A 24,133-nucleotide genomic window follows, 5' to 3' on the forward strand; every position below is an offset into this window, starting at 1 on the left:
TCTGGCGACGAGTCTCGACCCGCGCCGGCTCTGCAAACGTGCTCCCCCTCCATCACTCCACGGTTTATGAGTGTGTCGGCCATGCTTCCGAAATGCTCGGCTGGGACCTCACCAGTCAGCGCGGCAAGACGCGCACGCAGATCGCGCTCGCGTTGCGACGGATCCGCAACGCTCAACACGCTGACCCACCGAAGTGACACCCGCGTTCCCACGCCTTTCGCCCCCCACAGCTACGAATCTGAATGAGCGGATTAGGGTTCTTCGCCAATCGGATCGCCGGACGATCCTCGGGCGCGGTACTGTGTCGGCGACATTCCGGTGTAGCGCCGGAAGGCGGTACCGAAGTGCTGACTCGTTGAAAATCCGAGTGTGTGTGCGATCGAGCTGATGCTGTCGGAACGCATGACGAGAAGTTGCTCAGCGCGCGCGATCTTGGCCCGCAACACGTAGTCCTTCGGTGTAGTCCCGAGTGATCGCGTGAACTGCATGTAGAAGTTCGTGCTCGACATCCCGGCGATGTCGACGAGCTCAGCGACGGAGATCGACTCTTCGATGTGGTCCTCGATCCATGCGACTGCGCGGCGCAGCCCCGGGTGCATCGGTGCGACGCCTGCATCCTGTTGGCTCCGGCGTGCGAGTTCTAGAAGCGCCGATGTGCACAAAGAGTGGCGCCATGCGTGAGTGAGGCGGGTCCTGTCGTCCGGGTCGGCCAGGGCGGTGGTCAGAAGGTTCACGGCGAACTCGGGCGCGAGACGCACGTCTGCGTCGTCAGAGATCAGGTGATCGATCAACTCGCCGAGCGAGTCCTCCGGCTCGTGATCGGTCGCGCTCCATCGAAGCAGAAGCCAGACGAGCTCACCGCGCGTTTGCGAACCGATTCCGGTCGTGTAGACGCTGCCAGGGCGGATCCGGATCAGTTCTCCCGGTTGGACGTGGACGACTCTCCCGTCGATGACGAAGTCAAATCGACTGCGGAGGGGAAACGCCAGAACGATCATGGTCGGATGCACCTGGGCGGGTAGCGCCTCATGGGCGGTCAAGTAGCGGTAGCGCCCGAGGCTGAGGAACGGCCCAGCGCCCTGAAGATCGACGATGGTGCGATCGGCCGTGGATTCCAAGTCAGGGCTTTCGGACGGAACCGGGTCAAGCGCCCGACCGCCCCCGCCTGGATCTTCATCCTCGACGGTTTCCATGAAGAAATCCTACGGAAGAACCGGAACGCGGAGTGCTGCCGACTTGGCGAGCATGTGGTGCAGACCAACCGATGGAGGTACCGATGTCAATGCCCGCCGCCGACGCCGAGCGATTCGAGATGGTGGAGTCGAGACTGCACACGCCGGTGATCGGTGACATCTTGGATGAACTCGGATACCATCACCAGTTCCTCAGCCCGGCGATCCGCCCGCTGCACGCCGACAGGCGACTCGTTGGCCGGGCCATGCCGGTGCTGATTTCCGATACCTTCGGTGCCAGGAGCAAGCCGTTCGGCCGCTTGACCGAGGCGCTTGATGCGCTCGAGACCGGCGAGATCTATCTGGCTCGGAGCGGTCGACTCGAGTGCGCAGCCTGGGGCGAGATCCTCACCGCTACTGCTCGTGGGCGCGGTGCGCGGGGTGCCGTCATCGATGGTTACCACCGAGACACCCGCGCGGTGCTCGCACAGGATTGGCCGGTCTTCAGCCGTGGCCCGTTCGCGCAGGACGCGGGAGCACGGGCAGAGGTCGTTGACTTCCGTGTCGAGGTCGAGATCGATGGTGTCAGGGTGCAGCCCGGAGAACTCATCGTGGGCGACTACGACGGGGTGGTCGTCGTTCCCCGCGCGGTCGAGGACGAGGTTCTGGAGCGTGCACTGGCAAAGGTCTCGGCCGAGGCCCGGACTCGGGCGGCCATCGAGTCCGGCATGTCGAGCACGACCGCGTATGAAACCTTCGGGGTTCTCTGATGCCCGAGTTCCTCTGCATCGGTGAGGCGTTGATCGTCTTCTCGCCCGCCGACGGTCTTGCCCTTGACGACGCACGCGATTTCGGGTCGAGCGTTGCCGGCGCAGAGTCGAATGTCGCGCTCGCACTCGCTTCGCTCGGGCATTCGGTCGAGTGGGCAGGGGCCGTCGGCGACGATCCATTCGGGAGCCGCGTCCTCGCGACGCTCGCGAGGGGCGACGTCCAGACATCGCACGCGCAGCGGTCGCCCGGCGGCTACACGGCCGTGTACTTCAAGCCTGGTGATGGAGGGGCGGTCCGCTACTACCGCCGGGGGTCTGCCGGATCGGCTCTCGGCCCGCACGAGATCGGAACGATCGCCAACGAAACTTCCGCCGAGGTCGTCCATGTCAGCGGTGTCACCGCGCAAGCTTCCGCGGCCGGCCTGGAGGCTCTGCGATTCCTGGTTGGCGCCCGCCCGTTCGGACCCGCGCTGGTGTCGTTCGACGTGAATCATCGTCCTGCTCTCGCAAACACCATGAGCCCGCGTGAACTCGCGGCACTCGCATCGCAGAGCGATATCGTGTTCGTCGGTCTGGACGAAGCCGATCGGCTCTGGGGGACGAAGACACCCGAAGCGGTCAGGGCGCTGTTTCCACGGCCGGCCTGGCTGATCGTGAAGGACGCCGAGCGCGAGGCCGTCGAGTTCCACGACGACGACGTTGTTCGCGTTCGATCGCCAAAGGTCGTCGTGGTCGAACCGACCGGCGCCGGCGATGCCTTCGCAGCAGGCTGGTTGAGCGCCTTCGCAAACGGTCTCCCGGCCCGACAGCGAGTCGAATCCGGCCACGCCTGCGCGGAACGCGTGCTCCGCTCCCGCAGTGACTCCCTCGTACCGGAGATCACCCATGCGATCCACTGAACTCGAGCACGCCCTCTCGGACGTCCCAATCATCGGGATCATCCGCAATCACGATCCAGCCTCGACGCTCTTCGAAGCCGACAGGATGTGGGACGCCGGCATTCGGGTTGTCGAGGTGACCATTCAAAGCGCGGATGCGGTGCCTTCGCTCGCCGCCGCGGCAGCTCGTGCCCGTGAACGGCAGGCGATCATCGGGGCCGGCAGCGTATTCGGCCTGGAACAGCTCGAAGCTGCGACATCCTGCGGCGTGGACTTCACCGTCTCTGCCGGCCTCGCCCTCGATGTGCTCGCCGAGTCCAAGCGACGCTCAGTTCTGCACATCCCCGGTGTTGCGACCGCGACCGAGATCATCGCTGCGCGACAGTCCGGTGCCCCAATCGTCAAGGCGTTCCCGGCTGCTCAGCTCGGAATGGGATGGGTGGGCGCTCAGCTCGCCCCGTTCCCAGACCTGGCGATCATCGCCACCGGCGGCCTCACCCCGGACGATCTGTCCACTTACCGGAACATCGGCTGCCTCGCCATCGGCGTCAGCGCACGAAACATCCATCCAGGTTGGACCGCGCACAGCACGAACGAAGCGGGCGGACGATGAGCGCCCGAGTCGTCGTCGTCACCGGCGGCGCTGGATCTGGCATCGGGCAGGGAATCAGCCGGGCCGTGGCCGGCGCTGGATGGACGGTATTGATCGCCGACCAGGATGTTGAGGCAGCCGAGCGTCTCGCCGCGACCTTCCAAGCGGAAGGGCTGAGCGCCCGCGGCGCCCGGCTCGACGTCGCGGACGATGCCAGCGTCGACCACCTGTTCGGCGAGATCCTGCCGGGTGTCGGGACTCTCCACGGACTCGTCAACAGTGCCGGCGTCGGTCTCGTCAAGAGGCTGGGTGAAGTGAGCCCCGCCGAATGGGACCACCTGCACGGCGTCGACCTCCGAGGGGCGTTCCTGTGTGCCCGCGCCGCGATCCCGCAGCTCGCTCGCAACGGAGGTGGTTCGATCGTCAACCTCGGGTCGGTGCAGGCCCTCGGTCCGCACGTCGGCTACTCAGCTTATGCCGCGGCGAAAGCCGGACTCATCGGCCTGACTCGTGGAATCGCGGCGGATCACGGTCGTCAGAACATTCGCTGCTCGATCATCCACCCCGGCCTCGTCGACAGCCCGCAGAACCGTGACATCTTCGCGGCGTGGGGCGATGCCGATCGGTGGATCGAGGACTACGTCAACACGAGACAGATGCTCCCACGGCTCATCACGGCGGAGGAGATCGGCGCCGCCGCGGTCTTCCTCCTCTCCGACGCGAGTCGGTCCATCACGGCCGCCGAACTCTCGGTCGACGCGGGCAGTTCTCGGATGGCTTTCGACAATACGGAAGGACGATCGTGAAGATCGAACAAATCGAACTCGTAGAGGTACGGGTGCCGGCTCGAACCGGGGCCATCAACTCAGCGCAACTCGATAAACCACTGCACAAGATGGCGTCCGGCGCGGATGCCGCCTGGACCCGCCAGTTCGACGAGTTCTCGAAGGTCATCCTCGTCGCCACTACAGACGATGGAACCGTCGGTCTGGGCGAGTCACTTCGGGATCCCGATCACCAGGTCCTTACCGCGATGGCACGGAAGCTCGTCGGCGCGGACGTCTCAGCCTTGCGATGGCAATCACTTCCCCTCGCAAACGTACGAGAGTACGACGGATTCGAGCTGCTCGTACTCGACCTTCTCGGCAAACGAGCGGACCTTCCCGCGGCGGCACTCCTGGGCGGCGCATTCCGTGATGAGGTTCCGGTGGGGGCTTGGAGCGGCCACCGCACGCCCGAGGACGCCGTGGAAATCGCACTGGCCGCACAGGCGCGCGGTGCGACGACACTCAAGCTCAAATGCGAGCTCGAGGACGATGTCGTGGGTATTGCCGCCGCGATCCGGAAGGCATGCGGTCCCCAGTTCTCGCTGATATTCGACCCGAACGAGCGGTTCGACGAGCTCCGTCACGCCGTCCGGATCGCGAGCGGGCTCGAGCAGATCGGGAACGTGCTCTGCCTGGAGGATCCGCTGCCCCGGTGGGATCTCGGGGCGTATGCCGAGCTCCGGGCTCGGACCGCGATCCCGATCGCCATTCACGTTGCGCTCGGCTATCAGTCGCACGGACAGAAGATCACCGACGTCACCAACGCAGTGGGCGCTCGCGCCGCGGACGTGTTCAATTTCAGCGGCGGGATCGCCGACTTCCTGCGCATGGCACATGTGGCGGATGCCGTTGGGCGGCCGTACTGGCACGGGAGCGAGGTCGACCTCGGCGTGATGGAGGCCGGCGCCGTGCATGCGGCTGCGGCTGCCGCGGGCGCAACGCTGCCGAGCGACATCTTCGGGCGACTCATCCGTGAGAGCGATCTGCTGGCTGAACCGCTCGCGTTCAGCGGCGCGACGGTCCGCCTGCCGCGGGGCGCCGGCCTCGGTGTCGATCTCGACCTCGAGGCGGTCGCGCGCTATGAGCTGTCACGGACGGTCGTCACCCCCGGAAGTGTCCGATGAACAATCTCTTCAAGATTCACGAGATGCTCATCGAGCGAGACATCGAAGCCTTCGTGGCCGAGGACTGGGATGCCGTCCAGGCCGACTTCGATGCAGACGCATTCGCCGGTTACAGCGCCGAGAGCGGAAGTGTCCGACTCCAGTACCCCACACTCGATCACTACCGTGACTCGTGGCTCGAGCAGGCGGCCGTCTTCCGGGGCGCCGACCGGTTGCCACTCGTGCAGCAACTCCACGCAGCGCAGAGCCTGCAGCGGGTGGAGGTGGCTGAAGGACGCGCCCTGGTGACCAAAGTGTTCGATGGCGTCGTCGACGGCGCCCATGGGGCCAGCCACCTGAGATGGACGACGTACTACTTCCTGAAGTTCGACCGCGACCTGAGTCGATGGTTCATCACCGGTTTCGTCGGCTACTTCCCGAGTGATTGGAACGCACGATGAACCGGATCATCTCCTTCTCGCACTCCACCCAGCACTCGACCGCGGGGCCGTATTCGCCGGTGCTCGCGGTCGCAGCCGGCGATCTCGTCGTCGTCAGCGGGCAGGGACCGCTCGACGACCGAGGGAACGTCATTGGTGCAGATATTCGCGAGCAGACCAGGCACACGCTCGAGAACTGCGCCCGGCAGCTCGCTACAGCGGGAAGCGATCTGTCGAGGGTGTTCAAAGTCAACGTCTTCCTCGCCGACCTCGACGAATGGGACGAATTCAACGCCGAGTATCTGCAGCACTTCGTCGAGCCGCGGCCGGTCCGCACGACGGTCGGTGTGCGCCTTCTGCTCGGCATGAAGATCGAGATCGAGTTGTGGGCGACGCGATGAAGCTTCTCGAACTCCGCTCGGCCGAAGCCGACTTTCGGAATCGTGCGGCTGCGGTGGGCGTGCTGCCGCTCGGTGCGGTAGAGCAGCACAGTCTTCACCTGCCGCTCGGGACGGATGCACTAATCGTCGAATCGGTAGCGCACGAAGTGGAGTCACGGCTGCCGGAGCAGGTGGTGATGCTGCCCACGATCCACGTCGGGGCAAGTGACCATCACCTCGCAATGCCCGGCTCGGTGTCCGTCGGCACGGCGGCGATCGCAGATGCGGCAGCACGGCAGTGCCTGTCGCTCGCCCGCAGCAGTGGCATTTCCCGCTTCCTGCTCCTGAACGGCCACGGAGGAAATCAGCCGGCCGTGCGACTTGCACTCGAAACCATCCACGCCTCGGATCCGAGCCTGCGCGGGTTCGGCGTCGACTACTGGTCGCTGATGTTCGATCGCCTCGATGCGGACCAGATCGACCGCCCGACCGGGATGGGACACGCTGATCGCATCGAGACTTCCATCCTTCTGGCGGTGCGACCCGACCTCGTCAGGATGAACCTCGCCGCCGAAGACGGCTATCAGGACGGTCTGCCGGGGGCAGTGTATTCAACCGCGGGTATTCCCGAGCGCACCTGGCACGGCGGTGTCGGCGATCCGCGCGATGCGTCGGCCGCGTACGGCGAGCGATGCCTGGTGGCCGCGGTCGATGCTGTGGTCGCACTGATCGGGCGAATCACGTCCGCACCATGATCATTCATGCCTTCCGGCGAGGCTTGATCCGTAACGAAGCGCATCGATCATCGGCAAATTCGGGCGCGTCTCAGGCTGACCCGGGCTCAACCGACCGTCAGTCCTTCTCCTGACAGTCATGGCCGCGAAGCGCCGCTTCCTCGCGGCGTCGCTCTCGAGCCCACCATGCAAGAGTGCCATTGCGCGATCGACAATGGCGTAGCCGACGGCGTCTCGTGGCGAGGACGTCGAACTACTCGAGCGCCCCTCTTGCCAGGCGGAGATGACTTGCCCGGAGCGTGAGTCGGCATCGGAATGGGGGAACCTGTTGGAAGCTGCGGGTCCCGCCCCGATGGGATTGAACTAGCGGAGCGTGACGGCTCGCGTACTGCCTCCCACGGCCACGTCGTGCAGAACCGATTCGAAGATGGCTTCGTGTTGCCAGCGGGGCTTGCCGGCCGAAGCGGATGATGTTCAGCGATCCCGTCGCCCTGGACCTGGCTGTAGATCGCTGCAGATATGAAAGAGGAAGCGTCCCACGCCGTGCCGAGCAAGATGCCGAAGGAGCGCCATACCCTTCGCCACGTTGTTCTCGTGGTGCAGCTGGGTCCACGACCGACTCCGGGACACCGTTTGCGGCGCCTCGAGAAGGGGTCGGAGCATGTTGAAGCGGAGGCCCGCTCCCACAACGCCGACCCCGATCACTGACTGGTTCATCGATGTTGCTCCTTTGCGTTGTGTGGTGCCCTGAACTTCAGGCGGATCACGATGACCATGCCGGCCAGGGTGAGTCCGATCCCGATGATTTGAATGCCCGCAGGTGCGACGGTGATGCCCAGGACGGCGGAGGCGATGCCGACGAGCGGTGGGACTGCCAGGCCCAGCAGCGACGTGAAAGCAGCGCCTGCGTTCAACAGGAGCCGGTGCTGCACCAGATAGGCGGGTACGTAGACGGCGATGCCGAGGAACGCCAGCACGGCGATGCTTGACGGGTCGACGCGCTGCCCGGCCGCCACGTCGAGCCCGGCCCAGACCACGAGCGGGATGCTCCCGAGCGCGAAGATCGGGAGGATGCGCGGGGTCATGGCGCCCTCGTAATGGCGATTGACGTGCGCGAAGTGCAGGCTGTAGACAGCCATCGAGAGCATGGCCCCACAGGAGGCGAGGGCTCCGACGGCCATGTTCGCGTCGGCGGACCCGTCGAACCGGGGAAGCACGTAGAGCGCTGCGCCCACGATGGCAGCGCACGTGGCGATCAAGGCTGACGCGCCGAGGCGCGTCCGCGTTACGGCTGCCTCGAGCACCAGTACGACAGCGGGCGAGACCGAGAGCACCAGGCTCGGCAGCGTCGGCCCGGCGAGGTTGATCGCGACCGTCGACAGCATCGTGTATCCCGCGACGCCCGTCCCCGCGAGAACAACGAGCTGCCATGCAGTGTAACGCCGCGACCGATCGGCTACCGGTCGGTCATCAGCGGGCGCCGATGCCCCCTTTCGCGACATGAGCAGCAGCAACAGCAGGCCAAGCGACGAGAAGACGGTGCGACCTGCGGAGACCACTCCCGCGCCCGCTCCGACGAGAGCGATGCCGACGATCACCCAGGTCGATGCGAGAAGCGTCACGAGTGCGATCGACTGCATCACGACGCGGGTGGCCGGCGACGGAGACGGAGCTTCGGACGCCGGTAGGCGTGCGGAGGAGAAGTACCGAACCGGCATGACTCTCCTCTTCGTCGAGTCGCACACGGGCGCTTAAACGTTTTGGCAGGAGCTAAGCAAGGAACCGTGCTCGGTGTCAAGAGGTCGGCGACCAGTCGAGGCGGCGCTCTTGACGCAAACGTAAAACGTTTGCTAGCGTCCCGCACAATCGTTTAAGCATGGAGTGGCCCACCGCGTCGGTCGACTGCCCTGTGCCCCACGGGCGATGGAACCGCCGGTTCAGCGAAGAACCGACATGAGCAGAGGAGTACTCGTGACAGACGGGCGAAGCAGACCGATCGCGGTCCTCACCGCGACGGCAGTGATCTCGACGATGATGGCGGTCGGAGCGGCCGCCGGTCCGGCACAGGCCCAGCAGGTCGGCGGGAACGCGCCCTTCATCAATTCGTGGCTGGTCTCCGGACCGTTCGAGACCGCGGTCGCCGACGAGATCTACGGGTGCGAGACCGCCGAAGTGGTGAACCTCGCCCGGACGGCGAAGGCGACGGCATCGTCGTCCCTCGCCGCCAACCCCCCGGCGCAGGTGAACGACGGAGACATCCGTAAGCAGTGGGTGACCGAGAACGACACCGCTCCGACGGTGACACTCGCGTGGGATGCCCCGGTCTCGCTCAATGAGGTGCGCCTCGCCCAGTGGGGCGACTCCCGGCACGTGAACGGCGCCTACGAGGTGACGTTCGTGCTCGCCGACGGTTCGACGGTCCCTTCACCGCGAATCGCAAGCACCTCGGGATCGCCGTCCTCGCCGACGGTCTACACGCACCCCGAGACGATCGACGACGTGGTGTCGATGCGGGTCGCCATCGACCCGGGCCTGACGCCGTATCCCGCCATCACCGGCCTGTCGGAGATCGAGGTCTACGAGCGCACCGAACCAGCCGAAGGCGCGGCGTCGATCGATCCCGCCGTCGGCGGCGAGCTCGGCGACGAGGCGGAGTCGAACCCGTGGGAGTACTTCGACGACCGCGTGTTCAACCGCAACTACGACGACTACCAGGACCTGTACGGCTACTACTCGGTCAAGAAGGGCGAAGACACTCGCAACAAGTTCGTCTATGCGCACACCTACGTCTACAGTCCCGCCGCGCAGAAGGGCTACGTCAACGTCGGCGCAAGCGGTTCGTACCGCCTCTACGTGAACGACCACTGCGTCACCGCCAAGAGCACGCCCGTCGAGGTGCAGAAGGACCTCACCAAGCAGGAGGTCGCCCTGAAGAAGGGCTGGAACAAGGTCCTGCTCCAGATCGAGCACACCTACACGGAGGACATCAACACGAACGGCGTGCCGATCGCGAAGGACCAGAACGTGGCCTACCTCGGTTTCTACGGTCGAGTCGCCGACGCGAACGGCAACCGGATCGACGGCGTCGTGAGCTCGGTGAACGGCCCGTCGGAGAAGCTGACGATCGACACGCGGCCGTTGAGCGGCGAAGGCGCCGAGGATGGCGCGCTGCCGAAGGGTGCGCTCCCGACCGGATACCTCGAATGGCCCTACGTGTGGAACAAGTCGACGACGGGCCGTCCGTACGGCGTCGCAGCGTCGGCGTTCCAGTTCATCGCGAGCGGCGGTGAGCCCGGCTACACCTGGAAGCTGGTCGACGGCGAGCTCCCGAAGGGGCTCGAACTGAACGCCGACGGCACGATCGCCGACGGGCTGGTCGACGGCCGGCCCGACCTTTCCAGCACGAAGGGCATCGTCAGCCCTGCCGCCAGGCTCGGAGACTACGCCTTCACCGTCGAGGTGACCGATGCAGGAGGTGCGACGACGACGAAGGAATTCACCCTCACCGTCGACGATCGGCCGAACCGCGAATTCGAAGAGGGCCGCGTCAGCGCGCTCACGCACGCCGCGCCAATGTACAGCTACTTCGTCGACCCGAACTATTCGTTTGACCAGTGGGCGGCTCGCGCCAAGGCGCAGGGACTCGCCATGGTGTCGGTCGAGGCGTTGCAGCAGAATTACCACTGGCCCTCCAAGTTCTCCGACCCCGCCGGTGACCGCCAGAAGTACCTGCCCAAGGGCGAGGACGGCAACGTCGTCGACGGTCTGAAGCCGATGGTCGACGCCATCCGCCGCTACGGCATGGACGTGGGGATCTACTACGCCACGGAGGGCGGCGGCCTGCAGCACTACTCGACGGACGTATTCGTGCAGAACGTCGAGGACCTGCTCGAGCGGTACGACCCGAGCTACCTGTACTTCGACGGCCCCCAGGCCATGCCGAACGCCAACTACGACGTGATGTACAGCGCGGTTCGCAACCACAGCGCCGACGTCGTCATCGACTCGAACGCCTGGGGCGAGGAGTTCGGCGACCCCGACCTGCGCACGGACGAGGCATCCGGTATCTATGCGAACGCGGGGGCGAACCACCTCGTCAAGCGCACTCCGATGGAACCGTGGAAGATCCTCGGAACGAAGAACCAGGATTCGCCGTACTACCCGCAGCGCGATGACTTCCGGCTCGTCGTGCAGGAGACCGTCATGAACGCCGGCCGAGGGTACGTCGACAACAACGACCAGACGATCGTCGACGGTCGCGGTCCGAACTGGCACTCGCCGGCGGAGATCGTGACGCGGTACCCGAAGGGGGCCCAGGAGTTCATCGACGTCCGGAACGAGATGGCCGACTGGTTCGCGCCCGCGCCGGGGATCAACCTGCTCGAGTCGGTGACCGGCACGACGCCGTACTACCTTCCCGGGTTCGGGTACGACGACGACGGGATCGGCAACTACGAGAAGTTCGCGCATCCGAATGCGACCACCGGGCCCCAGTGGGGGTACGCGACCGCACGCGACAACATCATCTACCTGCACATCCTGAAGGGGCCGGACGGCAAGAAGGGCTTCGACGCGATCGCCGACCGTCGGCTGTCGATCGGCGGCATCGATCACGAGGTGAAGTCGGTCTCGGTGCTGAACACGGGCGAGCGGATCGGCTCGTTCAGCCAGGACGGGGAGTCGCTCGCCCTCGACCTGTCCGCGGTCGAGGCCGATCCCGTCGACACCATTATCAAGATCACGACCGACGATCGCGCACGCGAGTACCGGCTGACCGACCTCACGGTCGACGCAAAGCCGCTCTCGCACGGGCGCCTGCAGTTCGAGACCGCGGGCTACATGAAGTTCCCCGCCCTCACGGCGGCGCTCGACGAGGTGAGATATCGCGTGCCCAACTCGAAGGTCGTCACGATCGACGATGACGGCGTCGTGTCTCCACACTCGAACGGGTCGGTCAAGGTCACCGTGACGGCGAAGGCCGGCGACGTCACCGAGAAGACCAAGGTGCGAATCTCGGTGCGCGACGGAATCGCCTACATCGGCGAGGAACTCTCCTCGGCGGTGCTGCGAATCGGCGGGAAGGAGACCTACGGGAGTTTCCCGATCCATGCGCGACCCGAGTACTCGCTCGACGGCCGCTCGGACGGCGGACGGTCCGTGAGACTCGACGTCGCCGACATCGAGTGGCACGCCGGCATCGTCGACATCGACGGTGGAACGAAGACCGACCCGGTCGCCATCACGGAGGTCGACACGTTCGACTTCGCCGACGGCAGACTGACCACGCCGCAGGTGAGCGAGACCACTCGCGGAGTCGTGTGGGCCGAGGTCACCCTCGACGGCGAGACCGTCACGAGCAACCGGGTCTTCCTCGACCTGCTGCCGACGCGCGACGTCGCCGGCTCCGCGACGGTCGCGACGAGCGACGCCTCGACCTCGGCGTCGAAGCTCACTGACGGGATCGCGATCGATGCCGATCACCTCGGCGGGTCGGGCTGGTCCACGGCTGCCGGCGAAGCCTCGTGGGTGCAGTTCGATCTCGCCGCTCCGACGGAGCTGTCGAGCATCGGCCTCGGCTTCAACGAACTCCGCCAGCGGTACGTGAACACGCCCAAGCAGATCGTCATCCAGACGAGTGTCGACGGCGAGACCTGGGAGGACGCGCGAACCGCAGCGGGGCCAACCGGCGACATGTTCTGGGGGGCGGTGAACTCGTATCCCGTCTCGGGAGTGGCCCAGCACGTCCGGGTCTCGTTCCCGGAGGGTTCGGGCGGTTCGTCGCTCGACCTCCTCGAGGTGCAGATCAACGCGATTCGCGAGATGACAGCGCTCGCTGCCATCGACGCGACGGCGAAGATCGACAGCTCCGAGCGGGCCGCGTCGATCGAAGTCGCCGGTCGCTCATTCCTCGGCGAACCCGTGCAGCTTCCGCACGGTGCGATCTCGATCACGAGCGATGCGCCCGAGGTCGCGTCGGTGGCGAAGGGCGGCGTGTTGGCCGTCGGGGCCGGTCGCGCGAAGATCACCGTGACGGCGATGGTCGACGGCTATCGGGCGGTCGACTCCTTCTTCGTCGAGGTCGATTCGCAGGGGCGCCTGTCGCTTCCCGAGTACCTCAAGGGCGTGAAGCTGACCCTCGGAGAGAGCAGCATCCGCGTCGGCGACCCGGTCGTCGCGAAGGTGGAGGCGACGCTGAACACCGGCGCCGTGGTCAATCCGGCCGAAGCCGTCACCGTGCTCGAGTTCAGTGATGCCCGACTGAAGCAGATCGAGAACAGCAACACGATCGTCCTCACCGAACCGGTGACGACAGCCGTACAGGCCACGGTGCGGGCATCGGTCACGCTCCACGGCGAGACCGTCGTCTCGGGCCCGGTGCCGCTGACCGCGACCGGCGACGACCTCGCCGGTGCTGCGACGGTGACCGTGTCGTCCGTTCGCGACCGTAACGGCGTGCCCGATGGAACCGATGCGGACGCGCGGTACGTCGGGGGCAAGGCCACCGACGGCGACCGGTCGACCGCGTGGGCGTCGAGGAAGGCCGACGTGTCGCCGTGGATCCGGCTGGAGTTCCCCGAGCCGGTGCTGATCGACCGGGTCAACCTGGTCGATCGCGGTCACGAGGTGAACCAGATCGTCGAGGGGCTGCTCGAGTGGGAGGGTGGCAGCAAGGTCGTCACCGGCATCGAATGGGACGGCCAGCCCGACAACATCGTCGAGCTCGACTCGCCCGTGACGTCCTCGTGGGTGAAGTTCACCATCGATCCGCAGAACGTCTTCGACAACCAGGCGCTCGGCGGTGAAGCGGGCCTCGCGGAGTTCGGGGTGTACGGACCCGAGCGCGAGCGGACCCTCGTCGAGTCCACGGCCCTGGCGGTGAACACGTCGGTGGGCGTTCAGCCCGTGCTGCCGGCCGAGATCGACGTCGTCTACAGCGACGGCGCCATCGGCCGCGTCGCCGTCGACTGGGACCCGGTGACCGCGGAACAGCTCTCGAAGGCCGGATGGTTCGTCGTCGAGGGGACGCTCGCCGACACCGAGGTGCGGGCCCGGGCGGTCGTCACCGTGCGGTAGCAGAACTACGGAAACGGCCGGCTCGACGCCCTCCACCCGGAAGCGTCGAGCCGGCCGTTTCGGCGGACTGCTCAGCCGCCCAGCGCGGGCGTCCCGTACAGGCGGACCGACGGCGTCGTCAGCGAGTCGAGTTCGAGCACGGTGATGCTGTTGCGCCCGACTCGGGTCGCCGGCCATGGCACGTACAGTCGTGTCTGCGGGCCTCGGTTCCAGTACCTGCCGAGGCACAGCTCGTTGAACCAGACGTAGCCCTTCGATCCGCCGGGCACTTCGAGGTATCCGTCGGCCTGCTCGTGCAGCTCGACCACCGCGCGCGCGTACCTCGGCCCGATCGTCGGACGAGCCTCCAGATCGGTGATCGCCGTCCAGGAATGGTCGCGAGGATCGGGCAGTGCGTGGGCCGACACCCGGTAGCCGTGCAGCCACTGGTTGTCCTGGCGAAGTCCGCCCAGACCCTTCGTGCCTCCGAGTCGAGGACCGTAGTTCACTCTTCCCATCGACTCGACGACGACCGAGACGCGTGCGGGCCCGCCGACGGTGGGCGGGTTCGAGCGGTCATCGTCGCGATCGAAGATGCCGACGAGCTCGTCGTCGATGAACACGTGGGCCCGGTCGCGCACATCGACGAGCTCGAGGGACAGGGGGGCGCGGGGGCCGGGGATCTCGACCTCGTATCGGACGAGTCCATGATCGATGCCGAGCTCCTCGAACGTGGGCGGCACGACATGCCGGCCGAGGTCCTCGAATTCGACGTCGGCGACATGGGTCATCCTGATCGTCGTCTCGTCCATGAGCGGGCGCAGCTGGGGCAGCGCGATGGGCTCGACAGCGCGGGAGGCGCTCGAGAGCACCTCGCGCAGTGCGTGGAACTTCGGCGTCGGCGCCCCGCGCTCGTCGAGTGGGGCGTCGTAGTCGTAGCTCGTGACGGTCGGGCGGTACTCATCGGTGCCGCCGTGATCGTGATGGTTCGCGCCGGCGCCGACGCCGAAGTTGGTGCCCCCGTGTGCCATGTAGAGATTCACGGAACCGTCGGCGACAAGGATCTCCCGGAGTTCCATCGCGGCGTCGGCCGCGGGTCTCGTGACCCGGGGGTGTCCCCAGTGATCGAACCACCCGTTCCAGAACTCCATGCAGAACGGTGGATCGTCCGGGCGGTGCCGGGCGAGGGCCGCGAAGGCGGCGGATGCCTCTGAGCCGAAGTTCACGGTCGCGGGGATGCCCGCCACCGTTCCGCCGGTCAGGCAGGTGTCGGTCCATCCGTCGCTCGTGAACAACGGGGCTCCGACGCCGCGCTCCGTGAGACCGCGCGCGATCGCGGCCAGGTAGGCGCCGTCGGTTCCGAACGACCCGTACTCGTTCTCGACTTGGACCATGAGCAGGCTCGGGTGGTCGGCGAACCGCGGCACGACCGCATCGAGGTAGCGCTCGACGGGCTCCATGAAGGCCGGATGGCTCGTCCGCACGTGCCGCCCGACCCGTCCGGTGAGCCAGGACGGCAGACCGCCGTTGTCCCACTCGGCGCAGATGTACGGGCCGGGTCGCACGATCGTGCGGAGCCCTTCGGCGTGGGCGCAGTCGAGGAATCTGGTGATCTCGCCCAGGCGCCGCCACTCTCCCTCACGCGGTTCGTGGACGTTCCAGGCGAGGTAGGTCTCGACGGTGTCGAGACCCATCGCCCGAAGCGACCGCATGAGATCCGGCCACTGCTCGGGCAGCGACCGGAAGTAGTGAGCCGCGCCGGAGAGCACGCGGGGCGGGTGGGAGGGGTCAGTCATGGAATCCAATCGTTCGTGTCGTTCGCGTCGCTCGTACGGCTCAGAGCTTCACGGCGCCGGCCGTGAGGTCGACGCGCCAGTACTTCTGCAGGCTGATGAAGGCGATCGCGAGGGGAATGATCGACAGCAGCGACCCCGTAATCACGAAGCTGTAGTTGAGCTCGCTGGGCTGGTTGCCCCAGAAGTAGAGGCCGAGCATCGCAGGCCAGAGCTCGGCGTCGTTCAGGGTGACGAGCGGGAGGAAGAAGTTGTTCCAGATGCCGACGAACGAGAACAAGAACACGGTCAGGAGCGCGGGGCCCATGATCTGTAGAGCGATCGTGAAGAAGATGCGGATCTCACCGGCTCCGTCGATGCGCGCCGCATCCAGGAGCTCGTCGGGAACGCCCTCCTGCGCGGTGATCCGCGAGAGGAACACGCCGAACGGGCTCACGAGGCTCGGGATGATGACCGCCCACATCGTGTTGATCATTCCCATGGAGGAGAAGAGGAGGTAGAGGGGCATGACGAGTAGCGACGCCGGAAGCAGGATCGAGGCAAGGATCCCCCCGAAGATCGCGGCCTTGCCCCGGAACTCGAACTTCGCGAAGACGTAGCCGGCCGCGGCACTGAGCAGCGTCGCACCGATCGCACCCCCGCCGGCGTAAATCACGGAGTTCAGCATCCAGCGGAGGAAGAGCCCGTCCTGCCTCGTGAGCACCGACGCGACATTCTCGAAGAGGGCGAAGTCCTCGCCGAACCACAACGGTGGGCTGGAGAACAGCTGCGAGCTCGATTTCGTCGATGCCGTGATGAGCCACCAGATCGGGATCAGGAAGTAGACGACGCCGAGCAGGAGGACGCCGCGGAGCATGAGGCGGCTCGTGAACCGGGGCATCAGGCGACCGCCCGCCGGGCCGTGAGGAGGTTCGAGATGCGTAGGAAGCCGAACGAGAGCACGAACGTTCCGAGCGCGAGAAGCACGGCCATCGCCGCGGCGACGCCGTAGTCGTTGAGGCCGAAGGCGACATCCTGGACGGCCATGTTCGGTGTGTACCCGGCGGTGATCGCGCTCGCGTACGACTTCAGTACTGTGGGCTCGGCATAGAGCTGGACGGTTCCGACGATGGAGAAAAATGTCGTGAGCACGAGCGCTGGGGCGACGAGCGGGATCTTGATGCTGATCGCGATCCGCCAGGCACCGGCGCCGTCGAGTGCGGCGGCTTCGTACAGATCCTGCGGAATGCCGGTCAGTGCCGAGTAGATGACGAGCATGTTGTAGCCCGTCCACGTCCAGGTCACGATGTTCGCGATCGACCAGAGCACGACGTCCTCGTTGAGGAAGTCTGCCTCGATGCCGATGCTCGCGAAGGCGGCGACGAACGGGCTCGTGCCGCGGAGATACAGGAATGCCCAGAGGATCGCCGCGATCACCCCCGGGACCGCGTACGGGAGGAACGCCGAGAGTCGGACGAGCTTCGGGAAGACGCCCCGCAGGGCGTCGACGGCGAGGGCGAGGGCGAGGGCGACGAACAGCATGATCGGCACCTGGACGACGCCGAAGAGCAGGACGCGCACGACGCCGTCGAGGAGGTCGGTGTTCATGATGGCGGTGACGTAGTTCGCGAACCCCGCGAACACCCGCTCGCCGCCGATGCCGAGTCCTGATCGCCGCTCGGTGTAGAAGCTCTCGACGAGCGCGTACGCGAGCGGGAGCACGAAAGCGAGGATGAAGAGCACGAGGAACGGTCCGAGGAGAAGCCATACGGCCCTGCGCTGCGAGCGGCGGATCGTGTCGTGCGTGCGGGGGTTCGCAGTGCGTGGACGGGAGGCCGGCGGCGCCGCTTCGCGCGTGGCCGTCGGTGCGACGAACGTCATGGTGTCCTCCGTGCGGAGCCTGGTCGGTGATGGGTGCGGGGAGTTCCCCGGCGGCTGAACGCGCGCTGGGGAACTCCGCTACGGGAGGCGGCTGCGCGTCACTCGGTGACGCTGAGCCCCTTGGCGGTGAGCGCGTCGACGAGCGACTGCTGGGCGATGTCGAGTCCCTCGGGCATCGTGCGCTCGCCGTCGAGCACGGGCTTCATCGCGTCGGCGTAGGCGTTCTCGGTCTCGGTGTTCGCCGGTCCGAACTGCCAGTTCGGATCAATGGTCGGTGCGGCCTCCGCGAAGACCTCGTAGACCTTCTGCCCGCCGTAGAATTCGAGCGGCTCACTCAGCGAGCCGAGTCCCGTGCCGTTCGTCGCGGCGGGGAAGGACGCGGCATCCTCGATGAGGATCTCGAGCGCACCGTCGTCGGTGCTCATCCAGTCAGCGAACTCGACCGCGCCGGACACGTCCTCGCAGCCGGTGAGCACCGATGTTGCCGACCCGCCGGCGGTGCCGGTGCTCGGTTCGTCGGCGACGACGTTCGGCATCGGCGCGACCCGCCACTTGCCCGCCGACTCGGCGGCGGCGCCTTCGAGGACGGTCGTCCACCACACCGGGGCGACGTAGCTCGCGATGCTGCCCTCCTGCACCGCGGCGAACCACTCGGGCGTCTCGGGGTTGGTGACCTTCGTGAGGTCGTCGTCCATCATCTGCTGCCAGTAGTCGGCGACGGACTGCGTCTCGGCGCCGTTCATCGAGACCTTCCACTGGTCGTTCTCGCTCGAGTACCACGTTCCGCCTGCCTGCTGCACGAAGCCGGCGATCTGATAGGTAATCGCCGGCGCGAACGAGCTCAGGTAGACGTTCGGGTCGGCCGCGTGCACCTTCGCGGAGTCCGCGGCGAACTGCTCCCAGGTCGTCGCCGGCGTCACGCCGAACTTCTCGTAGACATCGGTCCGGTAGAAGAGCGCGAGCGGAGCGATGTCGACCGGCACGCCGTACGTGCCCTCGCCGACCTGCATGGCCGCCCAGGCGCTGTCAGGGAAGGCGGCGCGATACTCGTCGACCTCGTCCGAGATGTCGACGAGCGTGCCGTCCACGGTGAGCGTGGGGATCGACTCGTTGCCGACGTGGGCGAGGCACGGCGCGTTGCCGGCTTTTACGGCGGCCTGCATCTTGGCGTAACCGCCCTTGCCGCCCGAGGCGGTGGTCTCGAACTTCACCTGCTGATCGTGCGAGGAGTTCCAGAGGTCGACGACCTTCTCGTAGGCCGGGTTCCACCCCCAGAACTCGAGTTCCGCCTGCCCGTCTGCGGGCGGCGTGCTCGAGCAGCCGGCGAGGGTCGCGCCGAGCAGCGTGGCCGAGATCGCGGCGGAAACGATCCCGCGCGTCGTTGAACGGGGCTTCTTCATCTTCTTCTCCTTGGGGGGATTGGGTCTTACCGGGCGTTCGCGGCGAGCGTCGGTGCCGCCGCGAGGTTCGTGAAGCGGATCTCGGGGAGCCCGACGTCCTCGAGCCCGTAGACGGGCTTCGAGCCGTACTCGAAAGCGCGGGTGAGTGCTCCCAGCACCGTGGCGTCGTCGCCGAGGTGGGATGCGATGATCGTCGGTTCGTAGAGGAGCCAGCCTTCGGCGATGAGGCGGGTGCGCAGCATCGCGACGATGGCGTCGCCGTGCTCGGCGGCGTCGCAGCCGACGACGATGCAGCCGGGGTCGACGACCTGTCCGATCATCCCCACCAATTCGGCGAGCCCGTCGACGAACGCGCCGCGCTTCGCAGCAGCCTCGGTCTCGCCTGCCTCGGCGCGGTCGAGGACGGATCGAAGCGAGGGTTCATCAGCCCAACCCAGGTCGCCCTGCGGGTCGACCGGCAGCGGCAGGCTGCGTCCGGCGAGGGCGCCGGCCGAGTCGTGGCTGCCGAGCCGGAGCCGTCCGTCGAGCACGAGGGCTGCCGAAATGCCGCGACCGATTCGCAGGTAGAGCATGTCGGAGATGAGCCGGGCCGAGCCGATCCGGTGCTCCGCCAGCGCCGCCAGGTTGACGTCGTTGTCGACGTTCACGTCGCAGCCGAGCATGCGCGAGAGGTGGTCGGCGATGTCGACTCCCTCCCAGTCCGGGTAGGCGCCGGACTGGCGCAGCCGCCCGTCGGAGCCCACCCATCCCGTGAGGGCGACGTGCGCGGCCACCAAACGCTCCGTCGTCTCGCCGGTCTCGGCGAGGGCCGCCGCGATCTCGGCGGCGACGAGCTTGAGTCGGGCGAGCGAGTCCTTCGGGAGCGGGCCCTCCGTGCGCCGCTGGGCGAGCACGGCGCCGCCGATGTCGGCGATCACGACCGTGATGCTCGTGCGGGCCACGTCGACACCGGCGACGAACGCGGCGCGAGGGACGAACTCGAACACTCGAGCCGGGCGTCCGGTCGCGACCTCCGCCCCCACCTCCGCCTCGACGACGAGGCCGCGCTCGACCAGCCGCGCCAGTGCGACCTCGACGGTCGGGCGCGAGACGCCCGCGCCGCGCGTCAGCGCGGCGACCGACGAGCGCCCGTGGTCGCGGAGCCACAGCGCGCAGCGCGTTTCGTTCTCCTGCCGGATCGCGCCCACGCGGGCGCCGTGACGTTTGCTGCTGTCCACGGTCTGGCCGCCTCATCTCCATCGAAGGTTCACGCCGACTTATGCAAGTACATTGCATTAGTGCGGTATCACCCTAGGAGTACTCAAGCTAGATATCAAGCGGGTTCATTGAGATAAGGAATCCAAGATGCAACTACCTTGCGTAATTCCTAGCGGCGGGAGCGTCGCGGTCAGCCGGTGTCCGCTCGATGATCAGGCGAGCGAAACCCGGCTGAGCCGGACGGTCGACGTGACGCTGCCACGGCCGCGGACCACTGTCTCGTCGCCGCCCCGAGCGGCGCCCGTGCGTGCTTCGCCTGTGCCTGGCAAGATGTTCGCGGGCTCCACGGCGACCGCGTACATGCGCTGGAACCACGGCCAGTCGGGCTCAGCATTGGCCTCTATCCACAGCCACGCGACCGGGTAGCGAACGCGCTGCCAGGTGAGCTGCAAGCCGAAGCCGTGGGTCGGACTCGCGAAGAGCACGCTCGGCTCCGCGGTCGGGAAATCGGCCAGCGCGGCGAACAGCGATCGCCGCGCTCCAGGACCGGGGAGCGCGACGCTCGAGGCGACAGGGCCGGGAGCCAGGATCGAGCGGGGCGCCCCGGCGGCGTCCGCCTCGGCGAGGTTGCCCGGCGCCTCCGCGTCGGCGATGAGCGTACGTGCGTCGGTCACGAGATAGCTCCGCGAGTCGAGGAAGGGCGCTCCGAAGGCGGGATGCTGCACCATTCGGGCGTTCACATCGATGTCGGCGAGGTTTCGGATCGTGTCGGTCACGCGGAGGCCCGATGCATCGACGACCAGGCGGCGACGCAACTCGAACGGGGCGGTGGTCAACCGGGTGCCGAGGACCGCGCTCGACTCGTCGGTCGCGAGCACGTTCCAGCTCAAGAGTGCCGACTCGCCGTGGTAGCCCTGCAGGATCCCGTCGTGCTCACGTTCGGGCCCGGCGTTAGGTGTGAGGAGCTGCCACCCGCCGGGATAGCCGTCGTGCCAGCGCGACTTCGAATCGAGCGAGGGTGGGGGAGGCGCATCGGCGGTTGCCGTCGGGGCCGCGCTGAGCGTGGCGACCCCGGTCGCGCGATCGACGACCTGCACGATGTCGGCGCCGCGCTCGGGCGCGACGGCGACATCGAACATCGACGAAGAGAGCGTGATCGTCATGATACGGACGGGTACCCCGTGAAGAAGTCGGGGTGCTCCGTGCGCAGCCGGGTGGCGTCCGTGAGCACGCGCGTCGCGTGCCGGTCGATCACGCGCACGCCGGCCTCGGCGTCGCGCGACGAGAGGGCCTCGACGAGCTCGCCGTGCTCGCCGAGGAGGTCGTGGTCGTCGATCGACGTTTCGAGGTTCAACCGGCGGAGCCGGTCGAGCTGCAGCTTGGTGCCGCGGAGGACCTCCCAGAGTCGAGGGACGCCCGCGAGTCGGAACACCGACTGGTGCAGGAGCTCGTCGGTCTCGAAGAATGTCTCCGGGTCGCCCGCCGCGGCCGCGGCGAGGTTCGCGTCGAGGTGCCCTCGCATCTCGGTGGTGTCCGGCGTGCCACGCGCGATGGCCTGCTGGAACGCGCTCGTCTCGAGGGCGCGGCGAATGAACACCGCCTCCTCCACCTCGCGGATCGAGATGGGAGCAATCTGGCTGCCGACCTGGGGTACGACGATCACGAGGCCGAGGTCGACGAGTCGAGTGATCGCCTCCCTCACCGGGGAACGGCTCACCTGCAGAGATGCGGCGATGCCCGGCTCGGAGATCGGCGAGCCGGGAGGCAGCCGGAGACTGCGGATCGACTCGCTCAGGGTTGTGAACACCGCGTCGGAGATGCGGTAACGCGAGCCCGGTGCGGCTAGCGGTTGCAGGCCGCGGACTGCAGGGTGGGCGTTCGTCATCTACGGCCTCCGTCGGGTGATGCCTTGCGAACTAGTATACAAGTATGCAAACCTGACCTCCAGTGCTCGGGGTAGAGGAGGACAGGATGCAGCGCAGGCATGAGGGCCGCGTCGTCGTCGTGACCGGCGGTTCCGCGGGGATCGGTCGCGCGGTGGCTGAGGCGTTCGCCACCGAGGGTGCCTCGGTGGTCGTGCACGGCCTCGCGCAGGGCGGCGTCGACGACACCGTGCAGCGGATCACGGCCGGAGGCGGCAGCGCGATCGGGATCGCCGGCGACGTGGCGGTCGAGGCGACACATCGCGCGGTCGTCGAGGTCGCACTTTCGCGATTCGGTCGCATCGACCACCTCGTGACCTCCGCCGGCATCCAGACGTACGGTGACGCCGCGACGACGACACCGGAGAGCTTCGATCGCGTCTTCGCGGTGAACGTCAGGGGGGTGTTCCTCGCGGTCCACCACGCGATCGAGCAGATCAGGCGCAACCGCGGCACGATCACCGTCATCTCGTCGACGCAGGGCGTTGCGACGCAGGGCGACGTCGTCGGGTACACCTCGACGAAGGGTGCATTGAACGCGATGACGCGCGCGCTCGCCGTCGACGAGGCGGCGCACGGCGTGCGGGTCAATGCGATCCTCCCGGGGGCGATCGACACACCGATGCTCCGCACGGCCGCACGCGAGTGGTCGGACGGCAGCGATGCGGGCGAGGCCGGGGTGATCGCCGAATGGGGGCGGGCGCATCCGCTCGGCCGGGTCGGCCGCCCCGCCGAGGTCGGCACCGTGTGCACGTTCCTCGCGAGCGACGAGGCCGGCTTCGTCACCGGCGCCGAGATCAGGGTCGACGGCGGGCTGCTGGCGCGCCTCGCCGCTTCGCTGCCCGATGCCGCGCGATCCACCGACTCAAGAACCGACCGACCCCCCGACGCGACGGAGACCTCCCGTGATCAAGCTCAGTGAATTCCTTCCGCCCCGCCCGACGACCGCCTGGCGATTGATCCGGCAGGTCGGCGTCGACAACGTCGTCGGGGTGCTCAACGGCGGTGAGCAGGACCAGCGGATGTTCGCGTCCGTCGGCAGCGCCGGCTGGGAGATCGAGGATCGCGACGAGGTGCCTTGGAGCCTTCCGGCCCTGCGTCGCAACAAGGAACTGTACGAGCGGTGGGGATTCTCGTTGGTCGCCACCGAGGACACGGCGCCGATGGACAGGATTCGGCTCGGGCAGGACGGTCGCGACCAGCAGATCGACCAGATCATCGAGCAGATCCGGGCCCTCGGCTCACTCGGGGTTCCGACATTCGCGTACAACTGGATGGCGTTGAGCAGTTGGGGACGCACGGATGTCGCGCTCGAAGACCGCGGCGGTGCCCTCGTAACCGGCTACGACCAGGCCACGGCGCAGGCCCGGCCGGCGCTCATGGCGGCCGGTGAAGTGAGCTCCGAAGACATGTGGAGCGCGCTCGACTACTTCCTCCGCGCCGTCGTTCCCGAGGCCGAGGCTGCGGGCGTGCGCCTGGCGATGCATCCGGACGACCCGCCGCAGACGGTCGACCGAGGGGTGCCGCGCATCATGAGTTCGGTGGCCGGATTCCGTCGGTTGCTCGAGATCGTGCCGTCCGATCACAATGGCATGACCTTCTGCCAGGGCAACTTCGCGCTCATGCCGGAGGTGCTCGCCGGCGAGACGAGCATCCCTGCCCTGATCCGGGAGTTCGGGACGTCGAAGATCCCGTTCGTCCATTTCCGCGACGTACGGGGCACCCCCGCCTCATTCCGGGAGACGTTCCACGACGATGGTCAGACCGACATGTCCGCGTGCATCGAGGCGTACCACGCGATCGGCTTCGACGGGGCCATGCGCCCGGACCACGTGCCGACGTTGGAGGGTGAGTCGAACGATGCTCCGGGCTACGAGACGCTCGGTCGCCTGTTCGCGATCGGGTACATCCGCGGCCTCGAGCATTCGGCCTACGGGCACCCCTCCACACGGCTCGGCTGACGTCGAGTGGGGCGATCGCCACGCGTCGGACGGATCCCAAGCGTTCCGCTG

General features: G+C 67.1%; 20 protein-coding genes. 11 read left to right on the forward strand and 9 right to left on the reverse strand.

The window, feature by feature from the left end; all coding sequences use genetic code 11:
* Nucleotides 1-251: 251 nt before the first annotated feature.
* The gene (locus AC3RJ6_RS03705) at nucleotides 252-1,193 is read right to left on the reverse strand and encodes an AraC family transcriptional regulator (RefSeq protein ID WP_491425517.1); all 942 of its coding nucleotides are present in this window, start codon (nucleotides 1,191-1,193) and stop codon (nucleotides 252-254) included.
* Nucleotides 1,194-1,276: 83 nt separating this feature from the next.
* Here AC3RJ6_RS03705 and AC3RJ6_RS03710 point away from each other — a divergent pair, with 83 nt between their 5' ends.
* Genes AC3RJ6_RS03710 through AC3RJ6_RS03745 form a run of 8 tightly spaced genes read left to right on the forward strand, consistent with a single transcriptional unit; the run spans nucleotide 1,277 to nucleotide 6,917 of the window.
* On the forward strand, nucleotides 1,277-1,942 hold the full coding sequence (locus tag AC3RJ6_RS03710; protein ID WP_491425518.1) for an RraA family protein: 666 nt from the start codon (nucleotides 1,277-1,279) through the stop codon (nucleotides 1,940-1,942).
* Nucleotides 1,942-2,841, forward strand: a complete 900-nt coding sequence (locus AC3RJ6_RS03715) for a sugar kinase (RefSeq protein ID WP_491425519.1) — start codon at nucleotides 1,942-1,944, stop codon at nucleotides 2,839-2,841. The genes AC3RJ6_RS03710 and AC3RJ6_RS03715 overlap by 1 nt, the downstream gene beginning before the upstream one ends.
* A complete protein-coding gene (locus AC3RJ6_RS03720; RefSeq protein ID WP_491425520.1) occupies nucleotides 2,828-3,433 on the forward strand; it encodes a bifunctional 4-hydroxy-2-oxoglutarate aldolase/2-dehydro-3-deoxy-phosphogluconate aldolase in 606 nt (201 codons plus the stop codon). Before AC3RJ6_RS03715 ends, AC3RJ6_RS03720 begins: the two co-directional genes overlap by 14 nt.
* Complete coding sequence (locus AC3RJ6_RS03725) at nucleotides 3,430-4,218, forward strand: SDR family NAD(P)-dependent oxidoreductase (protein ID WP_491425521.1); 789 nt, start codon at nucleotides 3,430-3,432, stop codon at nucleotides 4,216-4,218. The genes AC3RJ6_RS03720 and AC3RJ6_RS03725 overlap by 4 nt, the downstream gene beginning before the upstream one ends.
* The gene (locus AC3RJ6_RS03730; RefSeq protein WP_491425522.1) at nucleotides 4,215-5,363 is read left to right on the forward strand and encodes a mandelate racemase/muconate lactonizing enzyme family protein; all 1,149 of its coding nucleotides are present in this window, start codon (nucleotides 4,215-4,217) and stop codon (nucleotides 5,361-5,363) included. Before AC3RJ6_RS03725 ends, AC3RJ6_RS03730 begins: the two co-directional genes overlap by 4 nt.
* The gene (locus AC3RJ6_RS03735) at nucleotides 5,360-5,803 is read left to right on the forward strand and encodes a hypothetical protein (protein ID WP_491425523.1); all 444 of its coding nucleotides are present in this window, start codon (nucleotides 5,360-5,362) and stop codon (nucleotides 5,801-5,803) included. The genes AC3RJ6_RS03730 and AC3RJ6_RS03735 overlap by 4 nt, the downstream gene beginning before the upstream one ends.
* Nucleotides 5,800-6,183 (forward strand): RidA family protein, encoded by a 384-nt coding sequence (locus AC3RJ6_RS03740; protein ID WP_491425524.1) that lies wholly within the window; start codon nucleotides 5,800-5,802, stop codon nucleotides 6,181-6,183. Before AC3RJ6_RS03735 ends, AC3RJ6_RS03740 begins: the two co-directional genes overlap by 4 nt.
* Nucleotides 6,180-6,917 (forward strand): creatininase family protein, encoded by a 738-nt coding sequence (locus AC3RJ6_RS03745; protein WP_491425525.1) that lies wholly within the window; start codon nucleotides 6,180-6,182, stop codon nucleotides 6,915-6,917. The genes AC3RJ6_RS03740 and AC3RJ6_RS03745 overlap by 4 nt, the downstream gene beginning before the upstream one ends.
* Nucleotides 6,918-7,609: 692 nt before the next feature.
* On the opposite strand, the gene AC3RJ6_RS03750 is transcribed toward AC3RJ6_RS03745, so the two are convergent.
* Nucleotides 7,610-8,536, reverse strand: coding sequence for a DMT family transporter (locus AC3RJ6_RS03750; protein WP_491425526.1), 927 nt, complete (start codon nucleotides 8,534-8,536; stop codon nucleotides 7,610-7,612).
* Nucleotides 8,537-8,867: 331 nt separating this feature from the next.
* Here AC3RJ6_RS03750 and AC3RJ6_RS03755 point away from each other — a divergent pair, with 331 nt between their 5' ends.
* Nucleotides 8,868-13,970, forward strand: a complete 5,103-nt coding sequence (locus AC3RJ6_RS03755; protein WP_491425527.1) for a DUF7402 domain-containing protein — start codon at nucleotides 8,868-8,870, stop codon at nucleotides 13,968-13,970.
* A 71-nt stretch (nucleotides 13,971-14,041) separates the two neighbouring features.
* On the opposite strand, the gene AC3RJ6_RS03760 is transcribed toward AC3RJ6_RS03755, so the two are convergent.
* The 7 genes from AC3RJ6_RS03760 to AC3RJ6_RS03790 all read right to left on the reverse strand — a co-directional run bounded on the left by AC3RJ6_RS03760 (nucleotide 14,042) and on the right by AC3RJ6_RS03790 (nucleotide 22,084).
* Nucleotides 14,042-15,745, reverse strand: coding sequence for a beta-galactosidase (locus tag AC3RJ6_RS03760; protein ID WP_491425528.1), 1,704 nt, complete (start codon nucleotides 15,743-15,745; stop codon nucleotides 14,042-14,044).
* Nucleotides 15,746-15,785: 40 nt separating this feature from the next.
* Nucleotides 15,786-16,598, reverse strand: a complete 813-nt coding sequence (locus tag AC3RJ6_RS03765; RefSeq protein ID WP_491425529.1) for a carbohydrate ABC transporter permease — start codon at nucleotides 16,596-16,598, stop codon at nucleotides 15,786-15,788.
* 23 nt (nucleotides 16,599-16,621) lie between these two features.
* The gene (locus AC3RJ6_RS03770) at nucleotides 16,622-17,602 is read right to left on the reverse strand and encodes a carbohydrate ABC transporter permease (protein ID WP_491425530.1); all 981 of its coding nucleotides are present in this window, start codon (nucleotides 17,600-17,602) and stop codon (nucleotides 16,622-16,624) included.
* A gap of 98 nt (nucleotides 17,603-17,700) precedes the next feature.
* Nucleotides 17,701-19,002 carry an ABC transporter substrate-binding protein gene (locus tag AC3RJ6_RS03775; protein WP_491425531.1) on the reverse strand — a complete coding sequence of 434 codons (1,302 nt, stop codon included), beginning with the start codon at nucleotides 19,000-19,002 and terminating at the stop codon, nucleotides 17,701-17,703.
* Between the two features lie 26 nt (nucleotides 19,003-19,028).
* Nucleotides 19,029-20,219, reverse strand: coding sequence for an ROK family transcriptional regulator (locus AC3RJ6_RS03780; RefSeq protein ID WP_491425532.1), 1,191 nt, complete (start codon nucleotides 20,217-20,219; stop codon nucleotides 19,029-19,031).
* Nucleotides 20,220-20,411: 192 nt separating this feature from the next.
* A complete protein-coding gene (locus tag AC3RJ6_RS03785) occupies nucleotides 20,412-21,362 on the reverse strand; it encodes a DUF4432 family protein (RefSeq protein ID WP_491425533.1) in 951 nt (316 codons plus the stop codon).
* Nucleotides 21,359-22,084 (reverse strand): GntR family transcriptional regulator, encoded by a 726-nt coding sequence (locus tag AC3RJ6_RS03790; RefSeq protein WP_491425534.1) that lies wholly within the window; start codon nucleotides 22,082-22,084, stop codon nucleotides 21,359-21,361. The genes AC3RJ6_RS03785 and AC3RJ6_RS03790 overlap by 4 nt, the downstream gene beginning before the upstream one ends.
* 86 nt (nucleotides 22,085-22,170) lie before the next feature.
* On the opposite strand from AC3RJ6_RS03790, the gene AC3RJ6_RS03795 reads away from it, so the two are divergent.
* Both AC3RJ6_RS03795 and AC3RJ6_RS03800 read left to right on the forward strand, forming a co-directional pair.
* On the forward strand, nucleotides 22,171-23,043 hold the full coding sequence (locus AC3RJ6_RS03795) for an SDR family NAD(P)-dependent oxidoreductase (protein WP_491425535.1): 873 nt from the start codon (nucleotides 22,171-22,173) through the stop codon (nucleotides 23,041-23,043).
* On the forward strand, nucleotides 23,027-24,082 hold the full coding sequence (locus AC3RJ6_RS03800; RefSeq protein ID WP_491425536.1) for a mannonate dehydratase: 1,056 nt from the start codon (nucleotides 23,027-23,029) through the stop codon (nucleotides 24,080-24,082). The genes AC3RJ6_RS03795 and AC3RJ6_RS03800 overlap by 17 nt, the downstream gene beginning before the upstream one ends.
* Nucleotides 24,083-24,133: the final 51 nt, after the last annotated feature.

The sequence above is a fragment of the Agromyces cucurbitae genome (genome assembly GCF_058349945.1).